Annotated in this window: 20 protein-coding genes and 1 tRNA gene; 2 read left to right on the forward strand and 19 right to left on the reverse strand. The window is 36.0% G+C overall.

Features of this window, described 5'->3' with window-relative positions; all coding sequences use genetic code 11:
• From P700755_RS07820 to P700755_RS07910, 19 genes are all read right to left on the reverse strand, one after another.
• On the reverse strand, positions 1-1,758 hold the full coding sequence (locus P700755_RS07820; protein ID WP_015024159.1) for a BatD family protein: 1,758 nt from the start codon (positions 1,756-1,758) through the stop codon (positions 1-3).
• Positions 1,759-1,761: 3 nt separating this feature from the next.
• Positions 1,762-2,634 carry a tetratricopeptide repeat protein gene (locus P700755_RS07825; protein ID WP_245536016.1) on the reverse strand — a complete coding sequence of 291 codons (873 nt, stop codon included), beginning with the start codon at positions 2,632-2,634 and terminating at the stop codon, positions 1,762-1,764.
• The gene (locus P700755_RS07830) at positions 2,609-3,658 is read right to left on the reverse strand and encodes a vWA domain-containing protein (protein ID WP_015024161.1); all 1,050 of its coding nucleotides are present in this window, start codon (positions 3,656-3,658) and stop codon (positions 2,609-2,611) included. The genes P700755_RS07825 and P700755_RS07830 overlap by 26 nt, the downstream gene beginning before the upstream one ends.
• Complete coding sequence (locus tag P700755_RS07835; RefSeq protein ID WP_015024162.1) at positions 3,659-4,663, reverse strand: vWA domain-containing protein; 1,005 nt, start codon at positions 4,661-4,663, stop codon at positions 3,659-3,661.
• Complete coding sequence (locus tag P700755_RS07840; protein ID WP_015024163.1) at positions 4,660-6,300, reverse strand: hypothetical protein; 1,641 nt, start codon at positions 6,298-6,300, stop codon at positions 4,660-4,662. The genes P700755_RS07835 and P700755_RS07840 overlap by 4 nt, the downstream gene beginning before the upstream one ends.
• Before the next feature lie 5 nt (positions 6,301-6,305).
• Positions 6,306-7,169, reverse strand: coding sequence for a DUF58 domain-containing protein (locus P700755_RS07845; RefSeq protein ID WP_015024164.1), 864 nt, complete (start codon positions 7,167-7,169; stop codon positions 6,306-6,308).
• 99 nt (positions 7,170-7,268) lie between these two features.
• The gene (locus P700755_RS07850) at positions 7,269-8,273 is read right to left on the reverse strand and encodes an AAA family ATPase (protein ID WP_015024165.1); all 1,005 of its coding nucleotides are present in this window, start codon (positions 8,271-8,273) and stop codon (positions 7,269-7,271) included.
• A 149-nt stretch (positions 8,274-8,422) separates the two neighbouring features.
• Positions 8,423-9,631, reverse strand: coding sequence for a murein hydrolase activator EnvC family protein (locus P700755_RS07855; RefSeq protein WP_041758242.1), 1,209 nt, complete (start codon positions 9,629-9,631; stop codon positions 8,423-8,425).
• Entirely contained in the window at positions 9,631-10,401 is a 771-nt protein-coding gene (lolB1, locus tag P700755_RS07860; RefSeq protein WP_015024167.1) for a lipoprotein insertase outer membrane protein LolB1, read from the reverse strand. Before lolB1 ends, P700755_RS07855 begins: the two co-directional genes overlap by 1 nt.
• A 41-nt stretch (positions 10,402-10,442) precedes the next feature.
• Positions 10,443-11,876, reverse strand: a complete 1,434-nt coding sequence (locus P700755_RS07865; RefSeq protein ID WP_015022725.1) for an IS4-like element ISPto3 family transposase — start codon at positions 11,874-11,876, stop codon at positions 10,443-10,445.
• Between the two features lie 61 nt (positions 11,877-11,937).
• Positions 11,938-13,344 (reverse strand): tetratricopeptide repeat protein, encoded by a 1,407-nt coding sequence (locus P700755_RS07870; RefSeq protein ID WP_015024168.1) that lies wholly within the window; start codon positions 13,342-13,344, stop codon positions 11,938-11,940.
• Between the two features lie 7 nt (positions 13,345-13,351).
• Entirely contained in the window at positions 13,352-14,365 is a 1,014-nt protein-coding gene (locus tag P700755_RS07875) for a sugar phosphate nucleotidyltransferase (RefSeq protein WP_015024169.1), read from the reverse strand.
• A gap of 9 nt (positions 14,366-14,374) precedes the next feature.
• Positions 14,375-15,016 carry a hypothetical protein gene (locus tag P700755_RS07880; protein WP_015024170.1) on the reverse strand — a complete coding sequence of 214 codons (642 nt, stop codon included), beginning with the start codon at positions 15,014-15,016 and terminating at the stop codon, positions 14,375-14,377.
• 57 nt (positions 15,017-15,073) lie between these two features.
• A complete protein-coding gene (dut, locus tag P700755_RS07885; protein ID WP_015024171.1) occupies positions 15,074-15,505 on the reverse strand; it encodes a dUTP diphosphatase in 432 nt (143 codons plus the stop codon).
• Between the two features lie 2 nt (positions 15,506-15,507).
• The gene (locus tag P700755_RS07890; RefSeq protein WP_015024172.1) at positions 15,508-16,962 is read right to left on the reverse strand and encodes a lipopolysaccharide biosynthesis protein; all 1,455 of its coding nucleotides are present in this window, start codon (positions 16,960-16,962) and stop codon (positions 15,508-15,510) included.
• Positions 16,963-17,401: 439 nt separating this feature from the next.
• Complete coding sequence (locus P700755_RS18710) at positions 17,402-17,923, reverse strand: hypothetical protein (protein WP_015024173.1); 522 nt, start codon at positions 17,921-17,923, stop codon at positions 17,402-17,404.
• Positions 17,924-17,930: 7 nt separating this feature from the next.
• Positions 17,931-19,124, reverse strand: coding sequence for a helix-turn-helix domain-containing protein (locus tag P700755_RS07900; protein ID WP_015024174.1), 1,194 nt, complete (start codon positions 19,122-19,124; stop codon positions 17,931-17,933).
• 240 nt (positions 19,125-19,364) lie between these two features.
• The gene (locus P700755_RS07905; protein WP_015024175.1) at positions 19,365-20,780 is read right to left on the reverse strand and encodes a DUF5689 domain-containing protein; all 1,416 of its coding nucleotides are present in this window, start codon (positions 20,778-20,780) and stop codon (positions 19,365-19,367) included.
• 20 nt (positions 20,781-20,800) lie between these two features.
• Positions 20,801-23,674 (reverse strand): carboxypeptidase-like regulatory domain-containing protein, encoded by a 2,874-nt coding sequence (locus P700755_RS07910; protein WP_015024176.1) that lies wholly within the window; start codon positions 23,672-23,674, stop codon positions 20,801-20,803.
• 122 nt (positions 23,675-23,796) lie between these two features.
• On the opposite strand from P700755_RS07910, the gene P700755_RS07915 reads away from it, so the two are divergent.
• Both P700755_RS07915 and P700755_RS07920 read left to right on the forward strand, forming a co-directional pair.
• Positions 23,797-24,909: an endonuclease/exonuclease/phosphatase family protein gene (locus P700755_RS07915; protein WP_041758691.1), complete on the forward strand. Its 1,113-nt coding sequence runs from the start codon at positions 23,797-23,799 to the stop codon at positions 24,907-24,909.
• Positions 24,910-24,990: 81 nt separating this feature from the next.
• Positions 24,991-25,062 (forward strand) — tRNA-Arg (locus tag P700755_RS07920).
• Positions 25,063-25,203 lie beyond the last annotated feature (141 nt).

Raw genomic sequence — 25,203 nt, forward strand, 5'->3', positions numbered from 1 at the left:
TTAAACTTCTTTATCAATTTCAGAAATCACTTTTGCGGCTTTTTCAAAATCAGTCTGCATATCCTTAGCCACTGAAGGCGTATATCTGGCCAATTCACAATTTTCAAGAAGTTTTAAAAATTGAGTAGTCGTTTCTTGAGAAATGCCATTCGCACTTAAGAGCTCTTGAATTTTATCTTTATGCATTTCCAAGGTCTGGATTTTCAATTTAGCTTTTAGATAATTATGAAAAGCTCTTTCTAAGGCTTCATAAAAAAGCTGAGAAGTTCCTAAATTCTTTTTAGCTTCAGATAAATAGCGCTTAGCCAACTTGTTCGCTCTTTTTTGTAGTAATTGATTCTGATCTGTTTCTCTGTTTTTTACTTTCCCAAAAATCAGCATAAACGGTATCGCTAAAAAAGGGGTAATGAATAATGTCCAGTATAATGGAGACTGGAAAAACACTGGATTATCCTTTTGCTTGAGGCTGGTCTTCAACTTTATATAATTGAAGTTGTTCTTAGAGGATATTATATTTTGAGCTTTAGCGTTATCACCCCCTGAAGTCGTTATAGGTTCTCTCGGCCGCTCTGGTCCCGAATTGACTTTTATAGAAATAGGACTAGAATTTAAAGTCTCGTAAGATTCAGTTCTTGGATTGAAATAAGAAAAAGGTACAGATTGTATGGTGTAATCTCCCTTGAATTCTGGAATCACAGTGTATTTTTCACTCACTCTACCCTGCATACCTAGACTCGACGTTCTTACGCTTTCTTGACGCTCCGGCTCATACAGTTCAAATGAAGATGGCGTGCGAATTACTGGCATATTGAACAGTTTCAAATTTCCTTTTCCACTCACTTCTGAAGTCAATTCCAAAGACATTTGGGCATCTAGTTCTTGTCTGTTAGCTTTTAGTTTAAAATCAAACTCACCTACTGCACCAGAGAAATTTTCAGGCTTTCCCTCTTCTGGAAGAGGTTTCACATCTACAATTCGGGTATTGGCAGAAAAATTCTTTTCGACAACCTCGTAGGTTCGTCTTCCAAAAAAATCCCTTTGGTCTGTGGGGACTTCTACAGAAACAGCTAGCGATAGGGGCTCAATTTTCAACTCCCCTGTTCTTTGAGGATAAAGAACTGTTTTACGAAGTTCGACATAACGATAAGGCTGTCCTCCAAATTCTCCTTGTTTCAGTTCTAATTGATCAATATTGATATTTTGACTCCAAAAGCCTTCAAATTTAGGATCATCCAAAGGTCTCCAGTTTCTAATGTTCACCGTAGGACTCAAAAAAAGCTTGTACACCACATAAATGCCTTCGTTGAGGTAGGGTTGGTATTTACTCACTTCTGCTATGAGATGTATGCCGTCACCCGCCTCGGCAACCGCTTTAGATTGATTGGGGGTATCGACTGCAGCAGTGACTTCTATTTGAATTGGTGAGGTCTTATAGACTTGACCCTCTACTGTAATTTCTGCTTGGCCAATAGTAATAGTCCCTCTTTTCTCTGGCTGAAATAAATACGTAAACGTTTTTTGAAATGAACTCTGACCATTTTTCCAGGATTGAGAAAAAGATTGGTTAGGGCCTCCAATTTTTCGAAGACCGTTGAAATTTGGAGGTATAAAATTGTCTCCGTTAGCATCTACGGTAAAATCAACTTTTAAACGTTCGTTTATTCCAATTTTTGTTCTACTTGCTTCTGCCGTAAAAGTAACTTGAGCTAACGAGGTTAGCCCTATTAAAAACAACATTAAGAATGTTACACTTTTCATGTTTTACCAGTCTTTTCCTGTTTTGGATTTTTGTCCTTTGGCTTTTTGTGCATTGAGTTTTTCCTGCACATCTTTCTCTTGATTCTCTATAGCTTCTAGCAAACGCTCAATTTGCTCTGGAGAGATTTGCCCTTTTTTATTTTGAGGTTGTTGTGGCTGCTTTTGCTCATCTTTCCCACCATCTCCTTCTTGTTCTTTTTCCTGCTTGCCTTTATCTCCTTCTTTATCTTTTTGATCCTCTTTATTTTCGTTTTGATCGCCTTTTTCTTCCTCTTGATCTTTATTTTTGTCCTCTTTTTCCTTATCCTCGTTATCGCCTTTGTCCTTATTCTCCTTACTTTCGTCTTCTTTTTTATCCTGACTTTTATCCTCTTTGTCGTCACCATCCTTACTGCCGTCGTTTTTCTCATCTTTCAATTTCGACTTGGCATAAGCAAGATTATATCTGGTTTCTTCATCTGTAGGATTGTTACGTAAAGCATCTTTATACGCCTCTACAGCAATTTGATATTGCTCCTCTTTCATAAAGGTGTTCCCCAAGTTATGGTAACTTTTATGCTTTAGTGATTTATCTTCTGTAGACTCAATCGCCTCAATAAGGCGAAGTTTAGCAGATTCAATCTCATTGTTTTCTAGATACAAATTTCCAAAATTGTAACTGATATCTGAATTGTCTTGGTCCATTGCTTTGGCTTCGCGAACTTTAGCTTCAGAAATAGGGAAATTGCCTGCATTGATTTGTGCCTCAGCCAGTAATGTTTTGGTTTCTTTGGAAGCCTTAGAGATATTTTGAGCATTACCTAGGGCAACACCAAAGGCCAAAATCACTGTGGTCAATACTATTTTTCTTCTAAGCATCCTCTTTTTCATGTTCATTAAATAAATTTAATCTCTTTATCCAAGCTGTTTTACGCTCTAATAGCAAGATATCAAATAGAACCAAAAATATACCAAAAGCTAGAAACCATTGATATTTACTCTTAAAGTCGGCAAATTGTTTTGCTTCAAACTCTGTTTTTTCAATTTTTTGTAATTCTTTTAAGATATCGTCAACAGCATTAGACGTGTTCGTCCCATCTATATAAGCCCCATTCCCAATTTCAGCGATTTTTTGAAGCGTTTCCGTATCTCTTTTAGTGATGACAATTTCTCCGTTATCATCTTTTAAGTAGGATTGAATTCTACCTTCTTTTTTAATAGGAATAGGATCCCCTCGTTCGGTTCCTACGCCGATAGTATATATTTTAATCCCTTCAGCTGCAGCTGTTTCTGCCATACTTTCAACATTACTGTCATGATCTTCACCTTCAGAAAGAATAATCAAAACTTTATTGGTTTGATCATCGTCATTATAATACGATTTTGCTAAGTCTATAGCTTGTGAAATGGCTGTACCTTGACTGGACACCATGTCGGTATTCATGCTTTGCAAAAAAGTCTTTGTACTCGCATAGTCTGTCGTAATGGGGACTTGAGGGAAAGCGCTCCCCGCATAACCTACTAATCCCACGCGGTCTGCAGTAAGCTTATTCACTATTTCGGTGATGATTCGCTTTGATTTTTCCAGTCTGTTAGGAGCAATGTCTTCGGCTAACATACTTTTTGAGACATCCAGAGCAAAAACAATATCTACTCCTTCTCGCTTAATAGTTTCCATTTTGGTCCCTAACTTTGGGTTGACTAAAGCCATGACAAAACAACAAAAGGCAAGGGCTAAAACTATGAACTTTAAATTGGCTTTAAAACTCGATTGGTCAGGGGCCAGCTTTTTAAAAAGCTTTAGGTCTGCAAATTTGTGTTGAGCTTTCTTTTTCCAATACACATGGTTCAAGAACAGAAACAGCAAGATTGGTAACACTAGGAAACCCCAAAAATAAATTTGTTCTTCTATTATAAACATTTATACAAAGCTTCTAAAAAGTGTGTGTTTCAATAAAAATTCTATAAGTAATAAACCTCCAGCTAGAATAAGGAAGATTCTATATTTCTCATCGTAATTATAAAACTTAAATTCTTCAATTTCTGTTTTTTCTAAGGCGTCAATCTCTTCATAAATAGCTTCAAATTTTTGGTTGTCAGTAGCTCTAAAGTATTTACCACCATTACTTTCAGCTATGGTTTTAAGCAAAGCTTCATCGATTTTGACTTCAATATTTCTATATTCAAATTGTCCGTTAGCTTTTATCCCCACAGGAGATAATGCCATACCATTGCTGCCTACTCCAATGGTGTAGGTTTTAATATCGTATTCTGTTGCGAGTTGTGTTGCTGTCTTAGGATCAATAAAGCCTGCATTGTTCTCACCATCAGTTAATAGAATAATCACTTTACTTTCGGCCTTACTATCTTTTAATTTATTGACGGAGGTGGCCAATCCCATCCCTATAGCAGTTCCTCCTTCTATGTTTTGACTATACTCCAGATCGTTGATAGCATTAAATATGATTGACTTATCAGTGGTTAAAGGAGTTTTGGTATAACTTTCTCCAGCGTAAATAACAAGTCCGATACGATCGTTTGGTCGGCCTTCTATAAAATTAATAGCTACTTTTTTTAAAGCTTCAAGCCGGTTGGGTTCCAAATCTCTAGCCAACATACTAGCAGAGATATCTACAGCCATAATTATATCAATTCCTTCTGTTTTCTTGACTTTGGTAGTCACATCTACAGTTCTTGGTCTTGCCATCGCTATAGTTAATAACACCAAGGCTAGCATTTTTAAGATAAAGAGAAGGGGACGTAACTTCGCTAAAGTACTCATCTTAAACCCCTGCGTACTTGACATCTTTATACTAGCATTTTGTTGATCTCTTTTTTTCCAATACCAAAACACAGCTAAGGGAATGGAAAGTAAAAGCCAAAACCAACTTGGATTTTCAAAAGTAAAGTTTTCAAAAATCATCATTTTTCTAAAGATTTAAATTCAACTGCATTGATAATTCGTTTAGTAATACTTTCTCCATATTCATCATCACCATCTCGGATTATGATAATTTGCTGGAATCCTCCTTTACCAAAATTCAAAATTTGATATTCTTTTCTAATGTCGCTTTTGGTAATCGGGTTTTCTATGGCAAAACTTCCAAATACTTTTTTCCCTTTTACCCCTCCAATAGTTTCAAACTCTTCAGATTTAGACAGGATGTTATAAGCCCCTCTTTCTTCAAAATCAGTATAAATACCATCCACAACAGCATCTAGATTTATCTCTTGAGCTTCTTTAAAGCGTATTTGATTTAGCACTATATAAAGGCTTTGGTACATAGATCCAGAGCTATACATCTCTCTGTCTGCTACATTCTGTTTTAGACTTTCAGGAAGTTCATAATCCCCTCGAACCAACACTTTTGGAGTTGTCATACTCATTGGCGGAACTCCGTAATCACTAGTCATCCAATTGCCTTCCAACAATTCTTTGGTTGGGTTCCCAATGATATTATCTTTAACATAAGCATATCCTTTGGTGGCTATCACCGCAGAAAGTACAGCTATAATCAAGACTGCTCCAAGGATAATTCCTACAATCCATTTTTGTTTTCTTCGTTTCTTCGCTAGTGCTTCTTGAAACGCTTTGTCTTTTTTGTTTTCCTCCTCTGTGATTTGTGGAATAGCACTTTGAACATTTTTTAAAAAATTTTCAATTTGCTTTCTATCCGACTTTAGGGTAATAAGATCGGGTTTACTTTTAGCGAATTTTGCTAGATCAGCTCTTCTTAGAATCTTTTCATACTCTGCTATGATGTCGTCTTTCAACGCCAGCTTTCTCTTTTCTTTTCTAAATATTAATTCTGAAATAAGTTCATTGGTCGTAAATTCTAGAGCTCTTATTTCTAGTTTTTCTTCCAGATATCTTCTAGTAATATTAGTTAGTTCTGTAATATACTCCTTAAAATTTCGAGACTCTAATGCGGAAGACGTATCTAATTCTTTAAGATATATCATCGCTTGTTCAAAAGGAGGAATTCTCTTTTTGGCTAGATCTCTTTTCTTTTTGAATTTGAATAATAAGAAAGCTATAATAGCTAATACAGCTATTATTCCTATCGTCCACCAGAACCAGGAAGCGATGCGGAACGGCTTTTCTACTCCAATTGATGGTTTTATAGGAAACAACTTTTGTTGAGTCGTATCCAAAACCACATCATTAACTCGTATCTTAAGGGTGTCTGTGTAAAACGCCTTATCGTTAATTTTCACCATTTGAGGAGGAACAGAGTAGGTTCCAGAATCGAATTGTGTAAGTTTATAAAGCTTGGTGAGTTTAAAGTTTTTTGCTTCAGGTTGTGTGGTATCGATTTTATAATCTTCGACCATCTCCAAAGGCACAAAAGTTTGATCTTTCGGAAACACCACAAAGTCTTCGTTACTTATATTTTCAACTTCAATGGTATAATCAACCTGCTCTCCAATTTTAATGGTATCCGCGTTGGTTTTGAAATTTACCTCTTGTGAATAAGAGAAGCCAAAAACAAACACTGAGATAAAGGTCAAAGTGAGTTTCCGTGTCATATCGAAGCTATATGGATGTAATGGTTTTTGCATAACTCTTATCTGGATTTGAAATAGCCAAGGAGTTTTATCACATAGTTTTCATCGACTCGATTGCTTAAATAGCCGGATCCACTTAGCTTGAAGGCTCTTTGAAAATAATCTACTCGATCTCTATACTGTTTTGTAAAGGCTTTCCTTGTAGATTTACTTGACGTATTGACCCACATAGCCTCGCCTGTTTCAGCATCTCGCATTTGGACCATTCCTAAATTAGGAAGTTCTTCTTCTCGCTTATCGAAAATACGGATTCCCGTGACATCATGCTTCTTGCCTAAAATCTTCAAGGTATGCTCATAGTCGTCAGATAAGAAATCTGACATCACAAATACTATCGCTTTTTTCTTCATCATATCGATAAGGTATTTGAAGGCTTTTGTCAAGTCGGTAGTTTTATGAGAGGGCTTAAACTCAATGAGTTCCCTTATAATTCTCAAAACATGCATTCTCCCTTTTTTAGGTGGGATATATAGCTCTATCTGATCTGAAAATAACATCAAGCCAATCTTATCATTATTTTGAGTGGCCGAAAAAGCTAAGGTGGCTGACATTTCTGTTATGATATCCTTCTTAAAGGTTTCTCTAGTCCCAAAGGCAGTAGATTCAGAAATATCTACAAGCAACATCATCGTTAACTCCCGTTCTTCTTCAAAAACTTTTATAAAAGGCTCATTGTATCGAGCAGTCACATTCCAATCTATAGATCTTACGTCATCTCCAAACTGGTAGGCTCTGACCTCACTAAAAGTCATCCCTCGCCCTTTGAATGTAGAATGGTATTCTCCACCAAAAACATGATCGCTTAACCGACGCGTTTTGATTTCTATTTTTCTAACTTTCTTTAAAAGCGATTTGGTATCCATGGATTGTGCAAACTAATGATTCGATCTAGAACTAAATCGTTAAGGAATTTTGATTATTAAGCGATTTAAAATTTGTACACTTAATTTTAAATACAAAATTTACGGGACTTCTATTTCATTTATAATTTTGCTTATAAGATCTTCAGATTTTATATTTTCTGCCTCGGCTTCGTAGGTAATTCCTACTCTGTGTCTTAGCACATCGTAGACCACTGCTCTAACGTCTTCTGGTATAACATAACCCCTTCTTTTTATGAAGGCATAGCATTTGGCGGCTATTGCCAAGTTGATACTTCCCCTTGGAGAAGCTCCAAAACTTATTAAAGGTTTGATCTCGGCCAATTTATATTTCTCTGGATAACGAGTCGCAAAAACGATGTCCAAAATATACTTTTCAATTTTTTCGTCCATATACACCTCCCTCACAGCGCTTTGAGCTCTCAGGATTTGCTCGATAGAAATAACGGGGTTCACTTTTCCAAAACTGTTATCGAGATTGGCCCTCATCACCAGTTGCTCTTCTTGAATGGTTGGATAATCTATAACTGTTTTCAGCATAAATCTATCCACTTGAGCTTCGGGTAAAGGGTATGTTCCTTCCTGCTCCACGGGATTTTGAGTGGCCATTACCAAGAAAGGCTTATCCAGTATAAACGTTTCATCTCCAATAGTCACTTGCTTTTCCTGCATAGCTTCTAGCAAGGCAGATTGTACTTTGGCAGGCGCACGATTGATCTCATCGGTTAAAACAAAGTTGGCGAAAATCGGTCCTTTTTTAATGCTGAATTCATTTTCTTTCATGTTGAAGATCATGGTTCCTACAACATCGGCAGGCAGTAAGTCTGGCGTAAATTGAATCCTGCTAAAACTTCCCTGTACAGCTTTAGCTAACGTGTTAATCGCTAGAGTCTTTGCCAAACCTGGCACCCCTTCTAATAAAATATGGCCTTGTCCCAAGAGACCTATCAATAGCCTTTCTATCATGTGCTTTTGACCAACGATCACTTTATTCATTTCGTTAGTGAGAATGTCTACAAAAGCACTTTCTTTTTCAATTTTTTCGTTAATCGAGGCAATGTCTACATTAGCTTGATCCTGATCCATATTTAATATCTTATAGCGTTATAACTTATTCTTATATCAAGTTGCAAATTGAAAATTAAATCCATTCTGAGTTGTTAAGACTTGGTTAAAAATAAAGGATTTACCATAAGCTTATGAGTCTGGATAAAATACCTATAGATATTTAAGAATTACATTTTATAAATCCACTGTTCCGGATTTAGTTTAGAAGTATTCTTAAACAGTTGAAAGATGAGAGTCGTTTTACCTGAAGATGAATTAATCCCTATCTCCCCTAGTTCTTCTCCTCGTTCTACCTTATCTCCAGATTTTACAAATACTCTTTGGAGGTTATTATAGATAGATAAATAGTCCCCGTGTCTTACCATAACCACAACATTGGCGCCTGGAATTTTACTTATCTGGCTTACCTCTCCTTCAAAAACAGCTCTTGCGATGCCGTTTTTCTCAGTATCTATCCTTACCCCGTTACTCATTATCTTAATGGTTTTGACAATAGGATGCGGGCGTTCACCAAAGCGCATAGACACAATTCCAGATTTTACTGGCCAAGGAAGCTTGCCCTTATTATTGGCAAAATCTTTGGCTAAAGCCTTTGCTTCTGGTGTGAGCTTAAAGGTTGCCTTGGCATCCGATCCCACTTTTTTATTTTCTATCGCAATAGCTTCCCGTATCAATCTATCGATTTCACGATCTATCCTACTCACTTCTTTTTGCTTTTGATTAAGCTCCTGAGCATATTTTTTCTTCTGTTTATTTATACTGGTTAGAAGTTGTTCTTGTGTGTTTTTATCACTCACCAGCCTAGATTTCGTTTGGCGATTCTCTGCCAATATTTTTTCTTGGTCTCTGCGCTGCTCAAACAGAGTCGAATTTAGGTTTTGCAGTGTTTTAGTTTGCGCCATAACCTCAACACCTTGCTTTTTGCGGTATTGTGCAAACTGCTTCATGTATTGAATCCTTTTGTAAGCTTGTAGAAAAGACTCCGAAGAAAACAAAAACATAATCCTGCTTTTATTGGATTTACTTCTGTAAGACTTCTGTATCATTTGCTCATAATCGTCCTTCAGCTGTTTAAGCTCATTTCGAAACCTATCAATTTTATTGGCATTGCTGGTGATTTCTCTTGTCAATAAATTTGCCTCTTGGTTGTTGACTTGGATTAATCTTTCTGTCGCTTTAATTCTATACTGAAGGTCTTCAAACTCACTTAAAGCAGATCTACCTTTCGACTCTGTGGTTCTTATAATTTTATTAATCTCGTCAATTTCCTGCTGAATGGCTTGACGTTTAGCTTCAAGCTCTCCTCGAGTTTGGGCAAAAACCTGTTGGCTAGCACAAATCATGAGGAAGACAAGTATGTATTGAAGGTATTTCATCAAAATTCTAAAAGGTCGTAGTTATTTGGAATAGAGAAGGGGAAACTGAGTTCTTCATCAAAACTAACCGAGCGATAATCCAGATCAATTCTCACTTTCTCATCACCATTTTGGGCAGTCATTCTTATTTTTGATGGAAATTTTTTTTGATTGATCAACTGAAATTGGTCGTAATCTATAACCAAACTTTCGTTATTCTGATTCCGAAGAGATTGAGATTTCATTTCAAATTGACGCCCATCTATACTCGCCGAATACGCTAAAACATTTTTGATGTTCTGCAGAAAAACATAGGTATCCTCATCAAAGAGCATTTGTTTCTTTTCGAGATCGAACATTGGTTTGCCTACTAATAAGTTCTGAAGATTTTGAAAGTTGACATCAATTCCCAGAAACTCTTTGGCCATTGAAAAATCACCATCAAAGTAAGTTTTATTTATCTTTTCATAATACATAAACCGATCTGGGGTAATATAGACTTTAGCAACGGTCAATAATCCCATCAATTTTGCACTCATCCAAATCGCCTTATCTTTATCTATTCTGTATGAAATAGTAATGGATTGGGAACCCTCTTCAGCCTTATACTTCGCCTTCATAGTTCCATTGGCCGTTTTAAAGTCGGCAAAATTATCTTCATACCTATTCATCACCGCTCTAGCTGATTTTTCTTTTAACCCAGAACCTGAATTGCTTTTCAAAGACTTGCAACTTAAACTGGTTAAAAATACCAACAGGACTAAACTTATATGTAAAAAATGGCGATTCATCAATTTGCTATTATTATCTCAAGTTTCGCACCTAATCAATTTCACTTAACACCTTGATGATTAAAGCTATGGGTATTTGTTAGAAACCCATAACTCTCAATATCCTCTATTATTTTGGATGTAATAAGTTCAATATCAATTGATTCTACTAGTTTTTCCAAATTGGTTAAAATTAAGTTGACAACTGCCAATATTCTGATATTCAGCTTATTTTCAATATAATCCTGTTTTAAATCTTTAAATAATCCGCCTATGGTTTCATAAGCCTCCATTCTGTACCGAATACTTGTGAGCAGATATTGGGTCATTGCAATTGTTATTTGTGCAATCTGGACATCAAAATTGGTAGACTGACACTTTCCAAGACCAAAGAGCTGCTTGGCTTCTTTAAAAAAGACTTCAATTGACCATCGAATACTATATACTTCAATTGCTTTTACAAATTTGAGTGATGTATCAGTGGTTATTAAGGTGTGCCATTTGCCGTTCTTCCCACGCTTCGAAATAAAGAGAGCAACCTTGAGCCCATCAATTTCAGCTATGTAATGATGGTAGTAGTAATTGAATTTACGACAGCGCTTGGGCTTTGCTTTCTGTTTTTTAAGTTGTGCTAAAGTTTTGACCTTTGATCTGACTTCAATTTTACTATTGTATTTATACATCCCAATAATATGGGTCGAACTGCAAATACTTCGTAACTTTTTAAGTAATCCCACACTTGTAAACCAGGTATCTATTAAAATATAGTCTACAGGAATTTTACGCTTTACAACCCTGGAAAACATTTGCACTACTAGGTCTGTTTTCTTTTTATTGAGTTCCCTATACCTCTTTGCCGCAACTGTTTTACTACATCTTGGTGTCTTCTTTTGGGCCTTACGCTGCTTTGCGGTTAGACCATATTTTAATCTTGATGTTTTGCTCTCACGGTGCAGACTAAAATCAATGGGGATAAAAACACTTCCATTCCAATACCCAGCCACAAGTAGCTTGAAACCTAAATAGTAGGTCTTTGACACATGGTTGTAGATCTTTGAGACTCCTTCAATAGTCTTTCCTGTTTTTGAAAGATCAGTATCATCAAAGATCAAGCATCTTGTAGGGTCTGCTGAGGGGGTGAAGAGTTCATCTTTCAATAGATATTGCTTTACAAACTGGGCCAAAAAAGCTCTCCAATTAATTTTTTGATTTGCCAAGATTCGATAGTATGAATCTTTTCCACATTTATTAAGTTCTGGATCTTTGTCAGTTGTAAGTCCATAAATAGAATTAATTCCAATAAGGGGCAAAATCAAGAGCGTAGCGATCAAATCCTCAAATGAAAAACCCGCCTTTTTGCACCAACTGAATTGTTTTTTTATTCTATTGAAGCCTAAAATATTCAGATGTGCCCGTAAATAGTCTGAATTAAACCAAACCTTATTAAACTTCCCTTTTATTTCTTGAACTTTTGCAATATATTCGTGTTGTAGCATGTTTTGTACTTTGTGTTTAGTTACTTAAAGATACAGTAAAACCAAGGGTTTCCCTTGGTTTTCATGCTATTTTTTTCCAATTAAACCCTGTGAATAATGGGTGCGAAACTTGAGTTATTATTAATTTCTTCTTGTAGGCCTCCGCTTTTTCAATTTCGCCTAATGCCAAATAGGAGTCTTTTAAAATTTCAAACATGCTTCGCTTTAGATTACTATCCTCGAAAATATAGTCTAAACCTTCTTCCAAAACCTCAATAGCTGCTTGGTGTTTTTTCAATTTGTTCAAAGCTAATCCTTTACTATAATATAGCAATGCTTGTGAAGGGTAACTCTGTAAAGCTTCTTCACTAGTGTTTAATAAGTCCTCAAACTTATTTAACTCCACTTCAAGCTCAATGATATTTGTTACGAGCCTGAAATCATTAGGCTTATTCCGTAAAGCAGATTTATAATTATCTAAGGCTTTCTCCTTATCTCTAGATTTGTAAAATTCTCCTAATTCTGCTTTGCTGGAGGAGTTCTTTTCTGAGGTGAGTGCTGAGTCTAATACGCTTACAAAAGCATCTTGGGCATCAGGGTTTTGGAGCGCAAAGGCTTTAAAGGAGTTGATCACTTTTACTTTATCTTTTTCTTCTAGAGTGAGGCTTTCCACCACTTTTTGACTGTAAGCTTTAGCTTTTGGGATATTTCTAGTCACTAGGTAAGCTAATGCCAATTCTACATTAATTTCTGGGTTAAAAACAGAGTGTTCTTGCACACGATTCCCGACTTTTATAGACTCTTCTGGAGCGTTATTAAGCCTGTAAAGCTCCATAAGATATGTTGCCGCTCGAGTATCTTCCAAAGAATTTTGAAACCTGCCTTCAAAATATTCAACCCCTTTTATTAAGAGGTTCCCTTCTTTATAAATGACCATTCGAAATTGATCTCGAAACTCATCTAAACCCTCCGTCGCATCAAAACGATCCAAAGCTTGTAAAGCGTGTTGATATTCATTTTGGATCAAATACAAATTCGACAACTCTTGATAATACACCGGATCACTTTCAGCTATAAATTGGGCGACTCCTATAGCATCCTCATACCTTTTCTGCATGGAATAAACATAAAACAACTGCTTGTGAATGTTTATATTTTCTTTGTATTTTGAATCTTCTAAAGTCTTTTTTAAGAAGGTTTCTGCCTTATCGTAGGCTTCCAAATCGATGTAATTTTTGGCTAATTCGTAATACACCGCCATATTGTTGGACTGAAGCTTTAAACATTTTTCTAATTCTTCTATCGCTTTTTGGGGATTTTCTATTGCCCTTTGAGCAATCGCCTCAAAGAAAGTCTCTTGAAATTCGTCTGTGTTATCTCCAAGATTATCCACGTTGATCTCTTCGGATAAATTGTCTTTGTCCTGAGCATAACTGTAAAAAGACAGCAGCATTACCATAAAACAAAAAAGACGAATGTGTTTTGACATACTTTTTTTAATCTAAAACCGAATAATCTCCTAAACTTACGGATGTGAAATTCCCATCAAATTTAGCGAAGTTCCCTATCATAGCTTTATCAAGATTAGCATTAAGAACTTGAGAGTTTTCTTGAATCAAGGAATTTTTAATGGATGAATTTTCAATCGTTGTCCCATTTCCAATAGAAACATTTGGACCGATTTTAGCATTTTTCAAAAACACATTTTCCCCAATAAAACAAGGCTCTAAAATTTCAGAATTTTCAATTTTAACGGAGGAAGACATCAATTGTTCTTTTTGATCTTCATGAATAAACTTCAGCATTCTAGAATTCGTCTCAACGGTCACCTTTTTATTGCCACAATCCATCCATTCGTCAACCTGTCCTGGTTTAAAAATAGCCCCATTTTCTTTCATCTTCTTAATCCCATCATTGATCTGGTATTCTCCCCCATGCATGATGTTTTCTTCGATGACTTTCTCCAACTGAGTTTTGAGCTGTGACACTTCTTTAAAATAGTAAATCCCAATCACTGCCAAGTCAGAAACAAAGTCCTTAGATTTTTCTACTAACTCTGTAATCTGTCCTTTGTCATTCAATTTTATAACCCCAAAAGCTTCAGGATTTTCTACCTGTTTTACCCACATAACCGCGTCTGCTTCTTTATCTAATTTAAAATCAGCTTTAAACAAGGTGTCGGCATAAGCAATTACAGCAGGACCACTCAATGAGTCTTTAGCACACATGATGGCATGACCGGTTCCCAAAGGTTTATCTTGATAATAAATAGTTGATTTCGCCTTTAAACTTGTCGCAATATTTTTCAGCTTTGCTTCAATTTCAACACCAAAATCTTCAGAAATAATAAAAGCGATTTCATCTATTTCATCTTCAAGCACCTCAGCTATACCTTCAACCAAACGCTGTACAATAGGTTTTCCAGCAATAGGTATTAAGGGTTTCGGGATGGTAAGTGTATGTGGTCTTAGTCTTGAGCCTCTTCCGGCCATGGGAACTATAATTTTCATAAAGTAAGTTTAATGATTTTTTGCACTAAGATAGCCTTCAGCTCTTACATGCTTGTATATATCTGATATGTTTTCTGGTATCTCTGCTCGAATGAACCAATTAACATCTAGTCCGCAGAAAATTGCCATTTTCATTAATGGTGGGTTTTCTCCAATAAGACGACCTAATTCTTCAAGGTTTTCTTCTAGCTCCAGTAAGTAATCTTGTTCTAATTTGTCAATCAGAACGAGAATTTTATAAGCCCTAGCGATAAGCGCTACCCCTATTTTTATAAATTTACGCGGCGTAGCTTTACAAATATGGGAGTTATTGTGTCTTAAAACTTCCTTCAATAAAAGCAAATTTAGACTGACCTCCCCAAATTTATCTTTGGTAATTTTGACGTGCTCTGTAATATCACCACTCAAAAAACGGATGTCCATATTTAAATACCCCACAGAGTAAAATTCCTTATTAAACAGTTTTGTTCTCTCTTTAATACTCTCTTCCATTTGGGAGCGCTTATCTTCTAAACTAATGGAACTCACCATTTCAAAATATAAACGCTTAGCCAGAATTTTATCTTTCTTCAACAAGCGCAAGATGAGTTTATCTTTTTCTTTGTCTGGAAGAAAGCTAAGAGCTTCTTTAAAGTCTTTTTCGAATGTCATATCTATCTAAAATTAAAAGTAGAACCCTCTTTTGTTGATTTGCTTTTAAAATACTTATTATTGACCCGTACTTCCAAATCCTCCTTCACCTCTTTGAGTTTCTGTCAAGATGTCTTCTTCTTGCCACTCGGCTTGTTCATGTTTTGCTAGAACAAGTTGAGCGATACGGTCACCTGAATTTATGGTGAAAATCTCTTTAGATAAATTCACCAGAATAACTCCAATTTCTCCACGGTAATCTGCATCTATAGTGCCTGGAGAATTGAGAACGGTGATGCCTTTTTTGAGAGCCAAACCGCTTCTTGGTCTTACTTGAGCTTCCACACCAAGAGGAAGTTCTATAAAAAGTCCTGTTTTGACAAGACAGCGCTCTAAGCTTTCTAAATAAATAGGTTCCTTCATATTTGCTTTCAGGTCTACTCCTGCAGATTGAGACGTCTCATACTTAGGCAATTCAAAAGCGGAACGATTGATAATCTTTACTTTCATGGTTATTTTGATTTTATAAGTCTTTGGAGTTCCTCTTTTTCGCTTAGATAAACTCCAACACAGAATACTAAAATAAGAAAAATTCCCACTGGGTAATTTTCTCTGAAATAATAAAACGAAAGTATAGAAAATAGAATTGAAACACCGAGGTAGATTGATATTTTACCGTATTTATAAGGAATGGCATAATACTTTTGACCCAAGAAAAACGAAAGTAACATCATACTGGCATAGGCGGTTAAGGTCGCTATTGCTGACCCAACATAACCGATTTCAGGAATTAACCAAAAGTTGATTCCTATTGTAAAAAGCGCTCCAATTGAGGAAATATAAGCGCCATAGTGAGTTTTGTCTGTGACCTTATACCAGACAGAAAGATTGTGATAAATTCCTAAAAACAAATTGGCCAGCAGAATGATTGGAACAATCTTCATGGCTTCCCAATAGCTCTCATCTTGTATTAGCAGCTGTTTAAAGAGATCTGCAAATACCATAACGCCCAATAAAATTATAGATCCAACAATCACAAAATATTTGGTGATCATCGCGTAAGCTGTTTTGGGATTTTTGCTGGACGCATGACTAAAAAAGAAAGGCTCTATACCCAATCGAAAAGCCGTGGCAAAGAGAGTCATAAACATCCCTAGCTTATAACAAGCCGAGTAAATCCCAATTTGTTCTTTAGCTATGTTTTCTGGTAACATCCGTTCCAAAAACAAGCGGTCTACAACCTCGTTGATAGAAAAGGCCAACCCCGCAATCAAAACCGGAAGACCATAGGACATCATAGATTTCCATAGGCTCCAGTTAAATTCAAATTTGATTTTCTTAAAGAAATCGAACAAAAGAAATAAAGTAACCCCACTGGCAATTAGCATAGAGATAAAGATGTAGGTTACTTCAAAATTAGGAATATAGATCGATTGGAAGAAAGAGTTTGTTTCGGACCATTGGCCCAAATAGAGAAGAAAAAACACGCTCAAGCCCAGATTTATGGCAACGTTGACAGTTTTGATAAATGCAAATTTCACAGGTTGGCTGGTCGCTCTTAACCAAGAAAATGGGATAATTGCCAAAGCATCTAAGGCCAGAATCCAAATGATGATTTGTAGATTTTGAGGATTGATCCTTGTGAAATTTTCAATGTTTGATATCGATAGGTAGGCTAAGGCTAGAAAAGCCAGAGTTGTGAAGAGAATAGACCAAGTGGAGGTGTGTATCACTTGAGATTTATCTTCTTCTTTATTATAAAACCTGAAAAAAGCCGTTTCCATCCCGTATGCTAAAATCACATTGAAAATAACAAAGTAGGAGAAAATGATGGAGTAATCTCCAAAGGAAGTGTTTTCTAGAACCCCAGTATATAAAGGAACCAAAATAACTGAAAGCATCCTCGGGATTACTGTCGCTACTCCGTAAATAAAGGTGTTTTTAAAAAGCTTTTTATAGATACTCACCCGAGAAATTCATTTTTTCAAATGTAGTAAATTATAAAGTCGAACCATTACAAAATAAGTTGTCACATAACTTATACCAATTTAGCATTCAAATGTCGTATAAAATCAGTTTCTTTTTCACTTACTAATCGTCATAAAATAGAACCATAACTATTGCTATGCTTATATTTTTTTCTTCAATTAAGTAAAAAATAATTCAAATTTTTAATGCAACATTTAAAAACTAAATTGGTATTGGTGGTTTGTTATCCTAAACTTACCTGAATGCAACTGGCAGGCAGACTTGTTTTAGGATCTAATTGCATTAGTTGATACTATCTCTTGGAGCTTATTTCTAACTATACGGTCATAACGTATGCAGATTTTTTATATGATAGTTATTTACTGATTTTTACTACCTCTATTTATGTATTTTTCCGTTATCGACTCCACTACTATCTTATTGATGGTCTTTAGAATTCCCTTTTAAACCTTTTTTTAGTTTTTGATTGTAATCTGACAATTCATCTTCTTCAAAATAACCCCTTTCTATATTTAAGGCTCTAAATTTCATAAATAAATCAAAGCTATTTCCACCCTCACTAATCCATTCAAATAAGGTGTTTAAAGCAATTTTTAAATGAGTAGATATGTAAGCCTGTCGGCTATCTGCATTACGCCTTCCTGAATTGTCTATTTTTTTACCAGTTAAAAATATTGTCTTCTCTTCTCTAACAACTTTTCGTAATTCATCATAAGAGTCCCCTTTTGGTAAGTGATTTTTTAAAATGCCTTGAATCGCATAAAATAATCGATGTGATTCTTTTGGATTTTGTTGATCGTCTGTAAAATCTATATCATAAATATTTTCATCAAGATCTTCTTCGAAGCCTAAATCAAAACTTTTATTGTTGTCAGCTTCTTCTGCAAGCCTTTTTATTTCTTCAAAATTTACTCCTTCTTTCTTATCTTTATCTTTCATCTTGTTTTTAATTCGATATTGTTTCTAAAACTTTTTTTATTTCCTCTGACGGATCTTCAGAAGTCCAAGTATTTAATTTTATAGACTTATAAGCAACTTCTGAAGATATTAGATATTTATTTAATATCGGATAATGTGTCTTTCTCTTAGAGGGATTGTCATGTAGATAGAATCCATAAATTATTGATGGATGCACGTTGTTATCTTTAGCGTATTTAGATACTACTAAGTGAGTCTTTATATTCGGAAATATAAAATCCATTTTTTCATCAGCAAACAACATTGTTCTAGCAAAGTGATTTGCCCTATCTTCATTTAATAACAATAAATCTGGATGACCTGTTAGATGGTATTTGTTCGTTCTTAAATCCTCTAAGTCATACATAATATGACACAACTCATGAAAAAGCGTGAACCAAAGCATATCATATCTGTTATAGTAATCTGTTAAAACGATACATGGTTTATTGTTTACAATAAACGTTGCTCCTTTAACTGATGTTTTAGTTACATGTTTTTGCACAATCACACTAACTCCTACAATATATAAAGCACGAATCACGGTGAGTAAACCGTTTTTTTCCAATCTAGTATACGGTCTTATTTTCGGGATTAATTTTTTAAAATCATTAAAATCAAATTCATTTGGATTATTTATAGCTTGTAAATTGTTATAAGCGGATTTAACCCAAAAATCATTCATTAGATCACTTCCAGATCTTTTTCCTTTACTAAATAAGGGTTGTGCAACGTAGGTTGTATAATCAAAAATAGAAGGTATTTTGAAGTAAGATATAATACGTTTTTCTATTAACTTGAAATCTGTTTTAGATTTAATAAAGCCCATCTTTTTAAGACCTTCTAAATCGAAATTTCTAACTATATAGTTCGCTTTTCGATTGTCCTCAATTTCTGAAATATACTCCGGCTCTAAAGATGAAACATACACCTTAACAGTGTCCTCTATATTCAAATCTAAAAAATTACTAATCTTTATTATAGAAATTAAATCAACTTTTTTGCTGTCACCATTTATGATTCTAGACATAGTGTCTTTATTGATACCGATAAGGGATGATAATTGTCTATCTGAAGATATAAATAACAATTTTTTTTTTTCATCAAACAAGTCTTTAAGGGTCTTTTGACCGCTAATCCCTAGAAGGTCATAAATTGCTGATAAATCGGCGTTTTTTTGCATAATGTCTCATTATTGAGACACAAAAGTACTAAATAAAACTTAATAAATTTACACTTTGTATCAAAAATGAGATTATTTTATTAACTGGCTATAAGTTATTCTTTTCTCTAAATTAGTAAGCAATAGTTTAAATCTAACTGTTTTGATGTTGGTAAATAAATTATATCTAAAGACAAACTCGTCAACATATAACTGTAAGTGTTTTAAGATTTAAAATAATACACGATAAGTATACCTCGCCTATTCTACAGAAATTAGAATATCATCCAGTTCATAAGTTCCATCACTAGCTTCAGCACCGCTGCCTATATATCTGAAGGCGATATAGCCATCTCCTTCAAAACAGGACATATCTACAAGTCCAGAACTGACCCAGTCTGCAAAAAATTGATCATCTTGAACGATCTCTGCATCTAAAATACTTGCCCAATTTGCTGCAGAGACGCCTTCTTCTGTTCCGTCCCAGTCAACAGAATAAAGAACCTGTAATACGCTTTCATCGGAAAAGCTGTTGGAAGTTTTAAATTCTAATGTGACTTTGGAATTGGCCTCTACAGGGATTTCTGGAGTAATCAACCAAGACACATTGGTGACATCCCCAGAGTTAAATGAACCGGCTCTCGCCGATATTCCTAAAGACTGGTTAGTCCCATTATCTAAAAAAGCTTCCCAAGCTTCAGAACCCGATTCTATATAATTGGTCCAGCCAGGAATACTCAGGGGATTATTGGTGTTTTGGTCTTCAAAATCTACAGTGATGAATTCCATTGCTGCTGGAATAGCAGCGATTCCACAAGAAAACACAAGGGGATCACAGCGTTCTCCTACCATATCCACATCTTCAGGAGAATTGATATAAAACGTAAAAAACTCACCGAGGAAATCTCGTGTAACAATCCCTTTCAAGCTACCAGACCCAGGAGGTAGAGAAAGCCCTTTAAAATCGGAGAAGGTACTTGTACTAAACATAAGTTCTGCAGAACTTACGCAGCTTTCCAAACTCCTTTCTCCATTAAATTCATCTTGTGTCTCGGAAGCATATGTTGTAGAGGTATTGTTCAAGAAGTAAATACTTGAAAATTGAACATCCGTAAGCTCAACATAAGTGTTCGCATCCGTAAACACCAGTTCTGATATCTCTTTTTGAGTGGCGACAACTTGTGCGGTCATGGTATCTCTTATAATATGATCTTCTACAAAAGATTCTGGAATTGTTCCAACAGTACTCCCATTTATCACTCCCAATCTGGGTTCACTACCTTCTCTCTGACCTAAAGTAAGACCATCCAGTTTAATATATACCTTTCTTCCAAAGTTATATTTTGTAAACAAGGGACTAAGATCTACTTGCACAGCAATACCATAAGTAGGAGCTTCTGGCTTATCTTGGACAATGAGCTCTCTAAAGAAATTCCCACCTTCATCGTTCGACACGACATAGGCTTCAGCAAAATTATTCGTTGCCTCAAACGTAAAGAGGCTGTCGTTTTGAGCTAGAACTCCAGCTAGAGAAGCTAAACTTATAATGTTACCCTCTATTTCCGGAGGGGTTTCCAAAAACTGAGGTGCATTATAATCATCATCTTCTACACAAGAAGAAAAGAATAGGAGCGTCCCTAAGCAAAGGAATATCAAATTTGTTTTTATCGGTTTCATCAGTCTGTCTTTTTATACTTTTAGAATCTTATGTATGTGCTTAAATAATAGGTAGTCCCGAAGCCAAAGAAGTACCGGTTACCAAATAGAGGTCCATTTTCCCGATTGAGATCTTCGCCTCTGCTTCTATAATTACTCGTTCTAGATTGTTCGAATCCTCCTGTTTTGTAGTCTTGATCTAGCACATTATTGACCACTGCAAAAAAACCTACGAAGTAATCTTTCACTTTCCAAGATTTCCCACCTATCATATTCACGAGCATATAGTCATCAAAGCGTTCCTGCTTTAAAATATCCTTAGCTAGAACTTCATCATAATCATTATAAAGAATTCCATCGGTATCCAAAGCAAAATTATCAGATCGTAAAAGTCCACTTGGACTTATATAGGTATGAGAAAAGTGATTGACAGTGACGCCAAAATTCCAATATTGAGGATCTCGGTACTCAAAACCCAATTGGAATACACGTTCTGGACCACTAGGAACTCTCACATTTTTTAACTCGGTTTTACCATCGCCAAACCTCAGCTTCGCCTCTGGAAAGTTCTGACTGGACAAATACAAATTTGGATTACTATCGTAAATGTAGTGCCCAAAAGAGCCTGCTGCCTTAAGAGTTAATGTTGTGAGAACTTTAGCTTCTACACCAAATTCAGCCCCATAATGCAACCTGTCAATACCCGTCATGACTTCCTGCACAAAAGCATTATTTTGATTGTTAGCCACGGGTAGACCTGTTAATTCTTCTGTATAATAAAACCCAACATTGGTTTCATCTTGAAACCCAGTATAAAACCCCGTGATGCGCCCACTTATAATTGGAGATTTATAAATATAACTGAGATCTGCAGATTGAATTTTCACCTCCGTTATACCTTCAACTACATCTCCATTTTGTCTGGCGTTGCTGTAGGAATTCTGCAAAGTAGGTGCATTTTGAAAGTAAGCCGCATTTAGAGTAAAAACATGTCTTCCCGTTAACCTAAAAGTCGTGCCTCCTTTTAGAGCATAGGTTGTGAAATCCAATTCTTCTCCAAGACCAAAAGAACGATCTCCTGAGAAAAATCCATTTTCATATAAGCCTGTTCTTTGATAGGTTGTCTTCCCAAAGCTTAAGCCCGTGTAAAAATCTATACGTTTATATTGAAGTTGAGCTTGAGCAAACACATCATAAACTTCTGCATCTACCTTATAATTGTATTTATAACGTTCTCCTTCTAAAACAAGGCGATTAGGATTTCTGAGATCACTCTGAGCCAAATCTGTTCCTATCCCAGTAATCAATGCACTTTCCTCAGCAAAAAAATCTACATCTAAATAGTGGTCTCCGCCTAACAGATCTTCTAGCTGAGCAAAGTTTTCACTCTCGAGCTTCCTGTAGTTTAACCGACCATTAAGTGTTATATTTTCGGCTAATTTTACATCCAAAATAGTATTAGCCATGACTTGTTTGTCTTCAACACGATCGGATTGAATAGCATAAGTAGAATTTCCACCCCTATTTTGATTTAAGAAATTGGCAAAGTAAAGATCCTCCCATTGAAACTGACCATCGTTTTGAAACTCCCGCTGAGCTAAAAAAGCCCCTTGATAATCTAGTGGGGTCGGGTTAGGATCTCTTAAATAATAGCTTGGTAAGTTTTGATAATAAATAGGCGAAGGATTTCTTGCCCCGCCTAAATAGGCTTGTTCACCAGTATTAGGATCTGTAAATAATCGCGTGCCGCCGTTTTCTACGCGAGTGGTAGAGAAGAATCCAAATTGGTAGCCCACATTGGTATTTAAAGAAATATTATCGGCAATATCCCAATAGTGATTCAGCATAAAAACAGGCTCTTCGGTCTTACGAATTCTAGAATTGCGCTGAGCACCATCAAAGCTTCCCCAATTCGGATTGTATTCTATACCTTTTAAGTTGACAACTTCCTGAGTCACCGCCGTTCCTAATCCTCTTCTGTTGGGAGCATAAAAGCCTGTAAAATTGAGACTATGCTTATCATTAATTTGGTTTTCAACAGAAAGAGAAATAGAATTGGCATCGTATAAGGTTCCTTCTCTAAAGCCTTCCTCGCCATAACGTCTAGACAGCAAAACTGAATAGGACCAACCGCCATTGAGTAAACCAGAATTATAACTTCCCATAATTCTGCCCTGATAGCTTCTGTTGGAACTTGCGAAAGACACGCGCCCACCCTTTCTCATTTTGGAGGCTCTCATCATAATATTAGATACCCCAGCTACATCCCCAATGGTGTAATCGCTTGCTTCTGTGTTTTTTGAAAACACCCGATTTCTTTGCACATCGTTAAGTCCTCCCCAGTTCGCCCAATTGGGCCTTCCAGAAAACTGCTTGTTCATTTCCAAGCCATTAATTAGTAATTTACCATTGGCGTTATCTAAGCCTCTTGGGTTAAAAAAGGCAGCACTAAAATCAAATGCTGCAGCTCTTAAGTAGGTATCTTGAGACGAGGCTAAAAGACCAGAAATATTAAAAGAACTCGCATCGTCTCCGTCCAACTCATCATCGGATAAAGAAATGGTGCTTATTTGTCTGTTTTCCTCGCTTAAATCAATAGTGAGATAAATCTCACCAAGGTCTAGTAGTTCTCCTTCATTGATGATGATCGGAAATCGTTTAGACTCATAATTAGTGGAATTTACAGCCAAAATTTGCTCCCCTAAAGGCAAATCTTGAGAAACAAACGTAAATCTTCCTTGTTCATCGGTCAGTACTTTTATGCCCATCCCTTCAATAGAGATAGTTATCCCAGGGAGTGGCTGTTCTGTATCCATTTCTAAAATTGTGCCTTTAACATCAGTTTGCTGAGCAGTAGCAACTATTCCCATTAAGATAAGGGGAAATACATAAAACAGTAAATGAAATCTAAACATAACCGTCTATTATATATTAAAGTTAACATAAGTCTATTTATATAATGCAACTATTTAAATAAAAAAATATGTTATTTTTATATTTAAAACATATACTATACTTTATGTGTAATAAGTATGAGATGATTTCAAATCAGAAATTTCGAGGTCTTTTTTTGGGATTTATAGTCCTTTTGTCTAGCTGTTCTTCGGTGCAGAAGACAACGCCAACATCTCAAGAATCAGAAGAATTCCTTATCAATACTATAGGGTTTTACAATTTGGAAAATTTATTCGACACTGAAGATGACCCTACTAAATTTGATGAAAGTTCTCCCCTTATGGAAATCGCAGAAGGTGAACGCGAGACCATCTACAGAGCAAAAGTCGCAAATATGGCTAAGGTCATTGCTGACTTAGGGTCTGAAGTCACAGGAAAACCGCCGGCGGTGATTGGCGTATGTGAAGTTGAAAACTTTAACGTGTTGCAAGATCTAGTTAACGACCACTCCTTATCTGGCTACGATTACGGGATTATACATTACAACTCGCCAGATGCCAGGAGTATCGACGTCGCCTTGCTTTATAGAAAAAGTATATTCAGACCCATCCACTCCAAAGCCCACGAACTCGTGTTGTATAGCGATATCGATAGGACCAAACGGAAGTATACCAGAGATCAGCTTTATGTTAAGGGGAAATTGGACGGTGAGGAGATGCATTTTATCGTAAATCACTGGCCCTCTAGAAGAGGAGGCGAAAAACGCAGCCGCCCCAACCGAGTAAACGCTGCTAAACTCACTAAAAAAATTAAAGATTCTATACAAACCCAAGACCCCTATGCGAAAATCCTAATTATGGGAGATTTTAATGATGGCCCTTACAACGAAAGTATAAAAGAGGTTTTAGAGGCACAGGAATTTTCTGAAAATTTAGGAATAAGAGGGCTTTATAATCCCCTTGAAAAGCTCTTTAAAAAAGGCATAGGCACCATCGCTTGGAGAGATACCTGGGATCTCTTTGATATGATTCTGGTCTCGAGACCCTTAATTCACACCACCGATTATTCAAGCTATACGCTTTACCAGGCTAATATTTTTAATCCGTATTATCTACAAAATCCAAAAGGCCGCTTTAAAGGCTACCCCTTTCGCTCCTTTGCCGATGGTGGATTTACCAATGGCTATAGTGACCACTTTCCGGTCTACTTATATCTGATTAAGAAAAAACCAACAGAACCCTTGCCTTCAGACTAGAATTTCTATACCATAGTTCGTGTTGGTTTTTATATTCAGTTCAAATTTTTCAATTAACTTTGGAAATTCTAAACCTACAATAGCTCCGTAGTTCAATGGATAGAACAAAAGTTTCCTAAACTTTAGATCTAAGTTCGATTCTTAGCGGAGCTACTTTTTTTGAATTGAAACTTTTTATATAGCGGACTATTTTATTAGTTTATTCGAAAACAAGCTACCACAGTTATTGTCTCTCAACATCAGGAAAGCATATTTGTCATAATGAAGCCGACGTTTGGCTAAGAATGGTCGTCG

Origin of the sequence: Psychroflexus torquis ATCC 700755 (assembly GCF_000153485.2) — a bacterium.
In the GTDB taxonomy this organism is placed as follows: domain Bacteria; phylum Bacteroidota; class Bacteroidia; order Flavobacteriales; family Flavobacteriaceae; genus Psychroflexus; species Psychroflexus torquis.

What these genes read in the sequence shown, in the direction of transcription:
- P700755_RS07820 (WP_015024159.1), bottom strand. Translation starts at nt 1,758, where the DNA reads ATGAAAAGTGTAACATTCTTAATGTTGTTTTTAATAGGGCTAACCTCG.
- P700755_RS07825 (WP_245536016.1), bottom strand. Translation starts at nt 2,634, where the DNA reads ATGAACATGAAAAAGAGGATGCTTAGAAGAAAAATAGTATTGACCACA.
- P700755_RS07830 (WP_015024161.1), bottom strand. Translation starts at nt 3,658, where the DNA reads ATGTTTATAATAGAAGAACAAATTTATTTTTGGGGTTTCCTAGTGTTA.
- P700755_RS07835 (WP_015024162.1), bottom strand. Translation starts at nt 4,663, where the DNA reads ATGATGATTTTTGAAAACTTTACTTTTGAAAATCCAAGTTGGTTTTGG.
- P700755_RS07840 (WP_015024163.1), bottom strand. Translation starts at nt 6,300, where the DNA reads ATGCAAAAACCATTACATCCATATAGCTTCGATATGACACGGAAACTC.
- P700755_RS07845 (WP_015024164.1), bottom strand. Translation starts at nt 7,169, where the DNA reads ATGGATACCAAATCGCTTTTAAAGAAAGTTAGAAAAATAGAAATCAAA.
- P700755_RS07850 (WP_015024165.1), bottom strand. Translation starts at nt 8,273, where the DNA reads ATGGATCAGGATCAAGCTAATGTAGACATTGCCTCGATTAACGAAAAA.
- P700755_RS07855 (WP_041758242.1), bottom strand. Translation starts at nt 9,631, where the DNA reads ATGAAATACCTTCAATACATACTTGTCTTCCTCATGATTTGTGCTAGC.
- lolB1 (WP_015024167.1), bottom strand. Translation starts at nt 10,401, where the DNA reads ATGAATCGCCATTTTTTACATATAAGTTTAGTCCTGTTGGTATTTTTA.
- P700755_RS07865 (WP_015022725.1), bottom strand. Translation starts at nt 11,876, where the DNA reads ATGCTACAACACGAATATATTGCAAAAGTTCAAGAAATAAAAGGGAAG.
- P700755_RS07870 (WP_015024168.1), bottom strand. Translation starts at nt 13,344, where the DNA reads ATGTCAAAACACATTCGTCTTTTTTGTTTTATGGTAATGCTGCTGTCT.
- P700755_RS07875 (WP_015024169.1), bottom strand. Translation starts at nt 14,365, where the DNA reads ATGAAAATTATAGTTCCCATGGCCGGAAGAGGCTCAAGACTAAGACCA.
- P700755_RS07880 (WP_015024170.1), bottom strand. Translation starts at nt 15,016, where the DNA reads ATGACATTCGAAAAAGACTTTAAAGAAGCTCTTAGCTTTCTTCCAGAC.
- dut (WP_015024171.1), bottom strand. Translation starts at nt 15,505, where the DNA reads ATGAAAGTAAAGATTATCAATCGTTCCGCTTTTGAATTGCCTAAGTAT.
- P700755_RS18710 (WP_015024173.1), bottom strand. Translation starts at nt 17,923, where the DNA reads ATGAAAGATAAAGATAAGAAAGAAGGAGTAAATTTTGAAGAAATAAAA.
- P700755_RS07900 (WP_015024174.1), bottom strand. Translation starts at nt 19,124, where the DNA reads ATGCAAAAAAACGCCGATTTATCAGCAATTTATGACCTTCTAGGGATT.
- P700755_RS07905 (WP_015024175.1), bottom strand. Translation starts at nt 20,780, where the DNA reads ATGAAACCGATAAAAACAAATTTGATATTCCTTTGCTTAGGGACGCTC.
- P700755_RS07910 (WP_015024176.1), bottom strand. Translation starts at nt 23,674, where the DNA reads ATGTTTAGATTTCATTTACTGTTTTATGTATTTCCCCTTATCTTAATG.
- P700755_RS07915 (WP_041758691.1), top strand. Translation starts at nt 23,797, where the DNA reads ATGATTTCAAATCAGAAATTTCGAGGTCTTTTTTTGGGATTTATAGTC.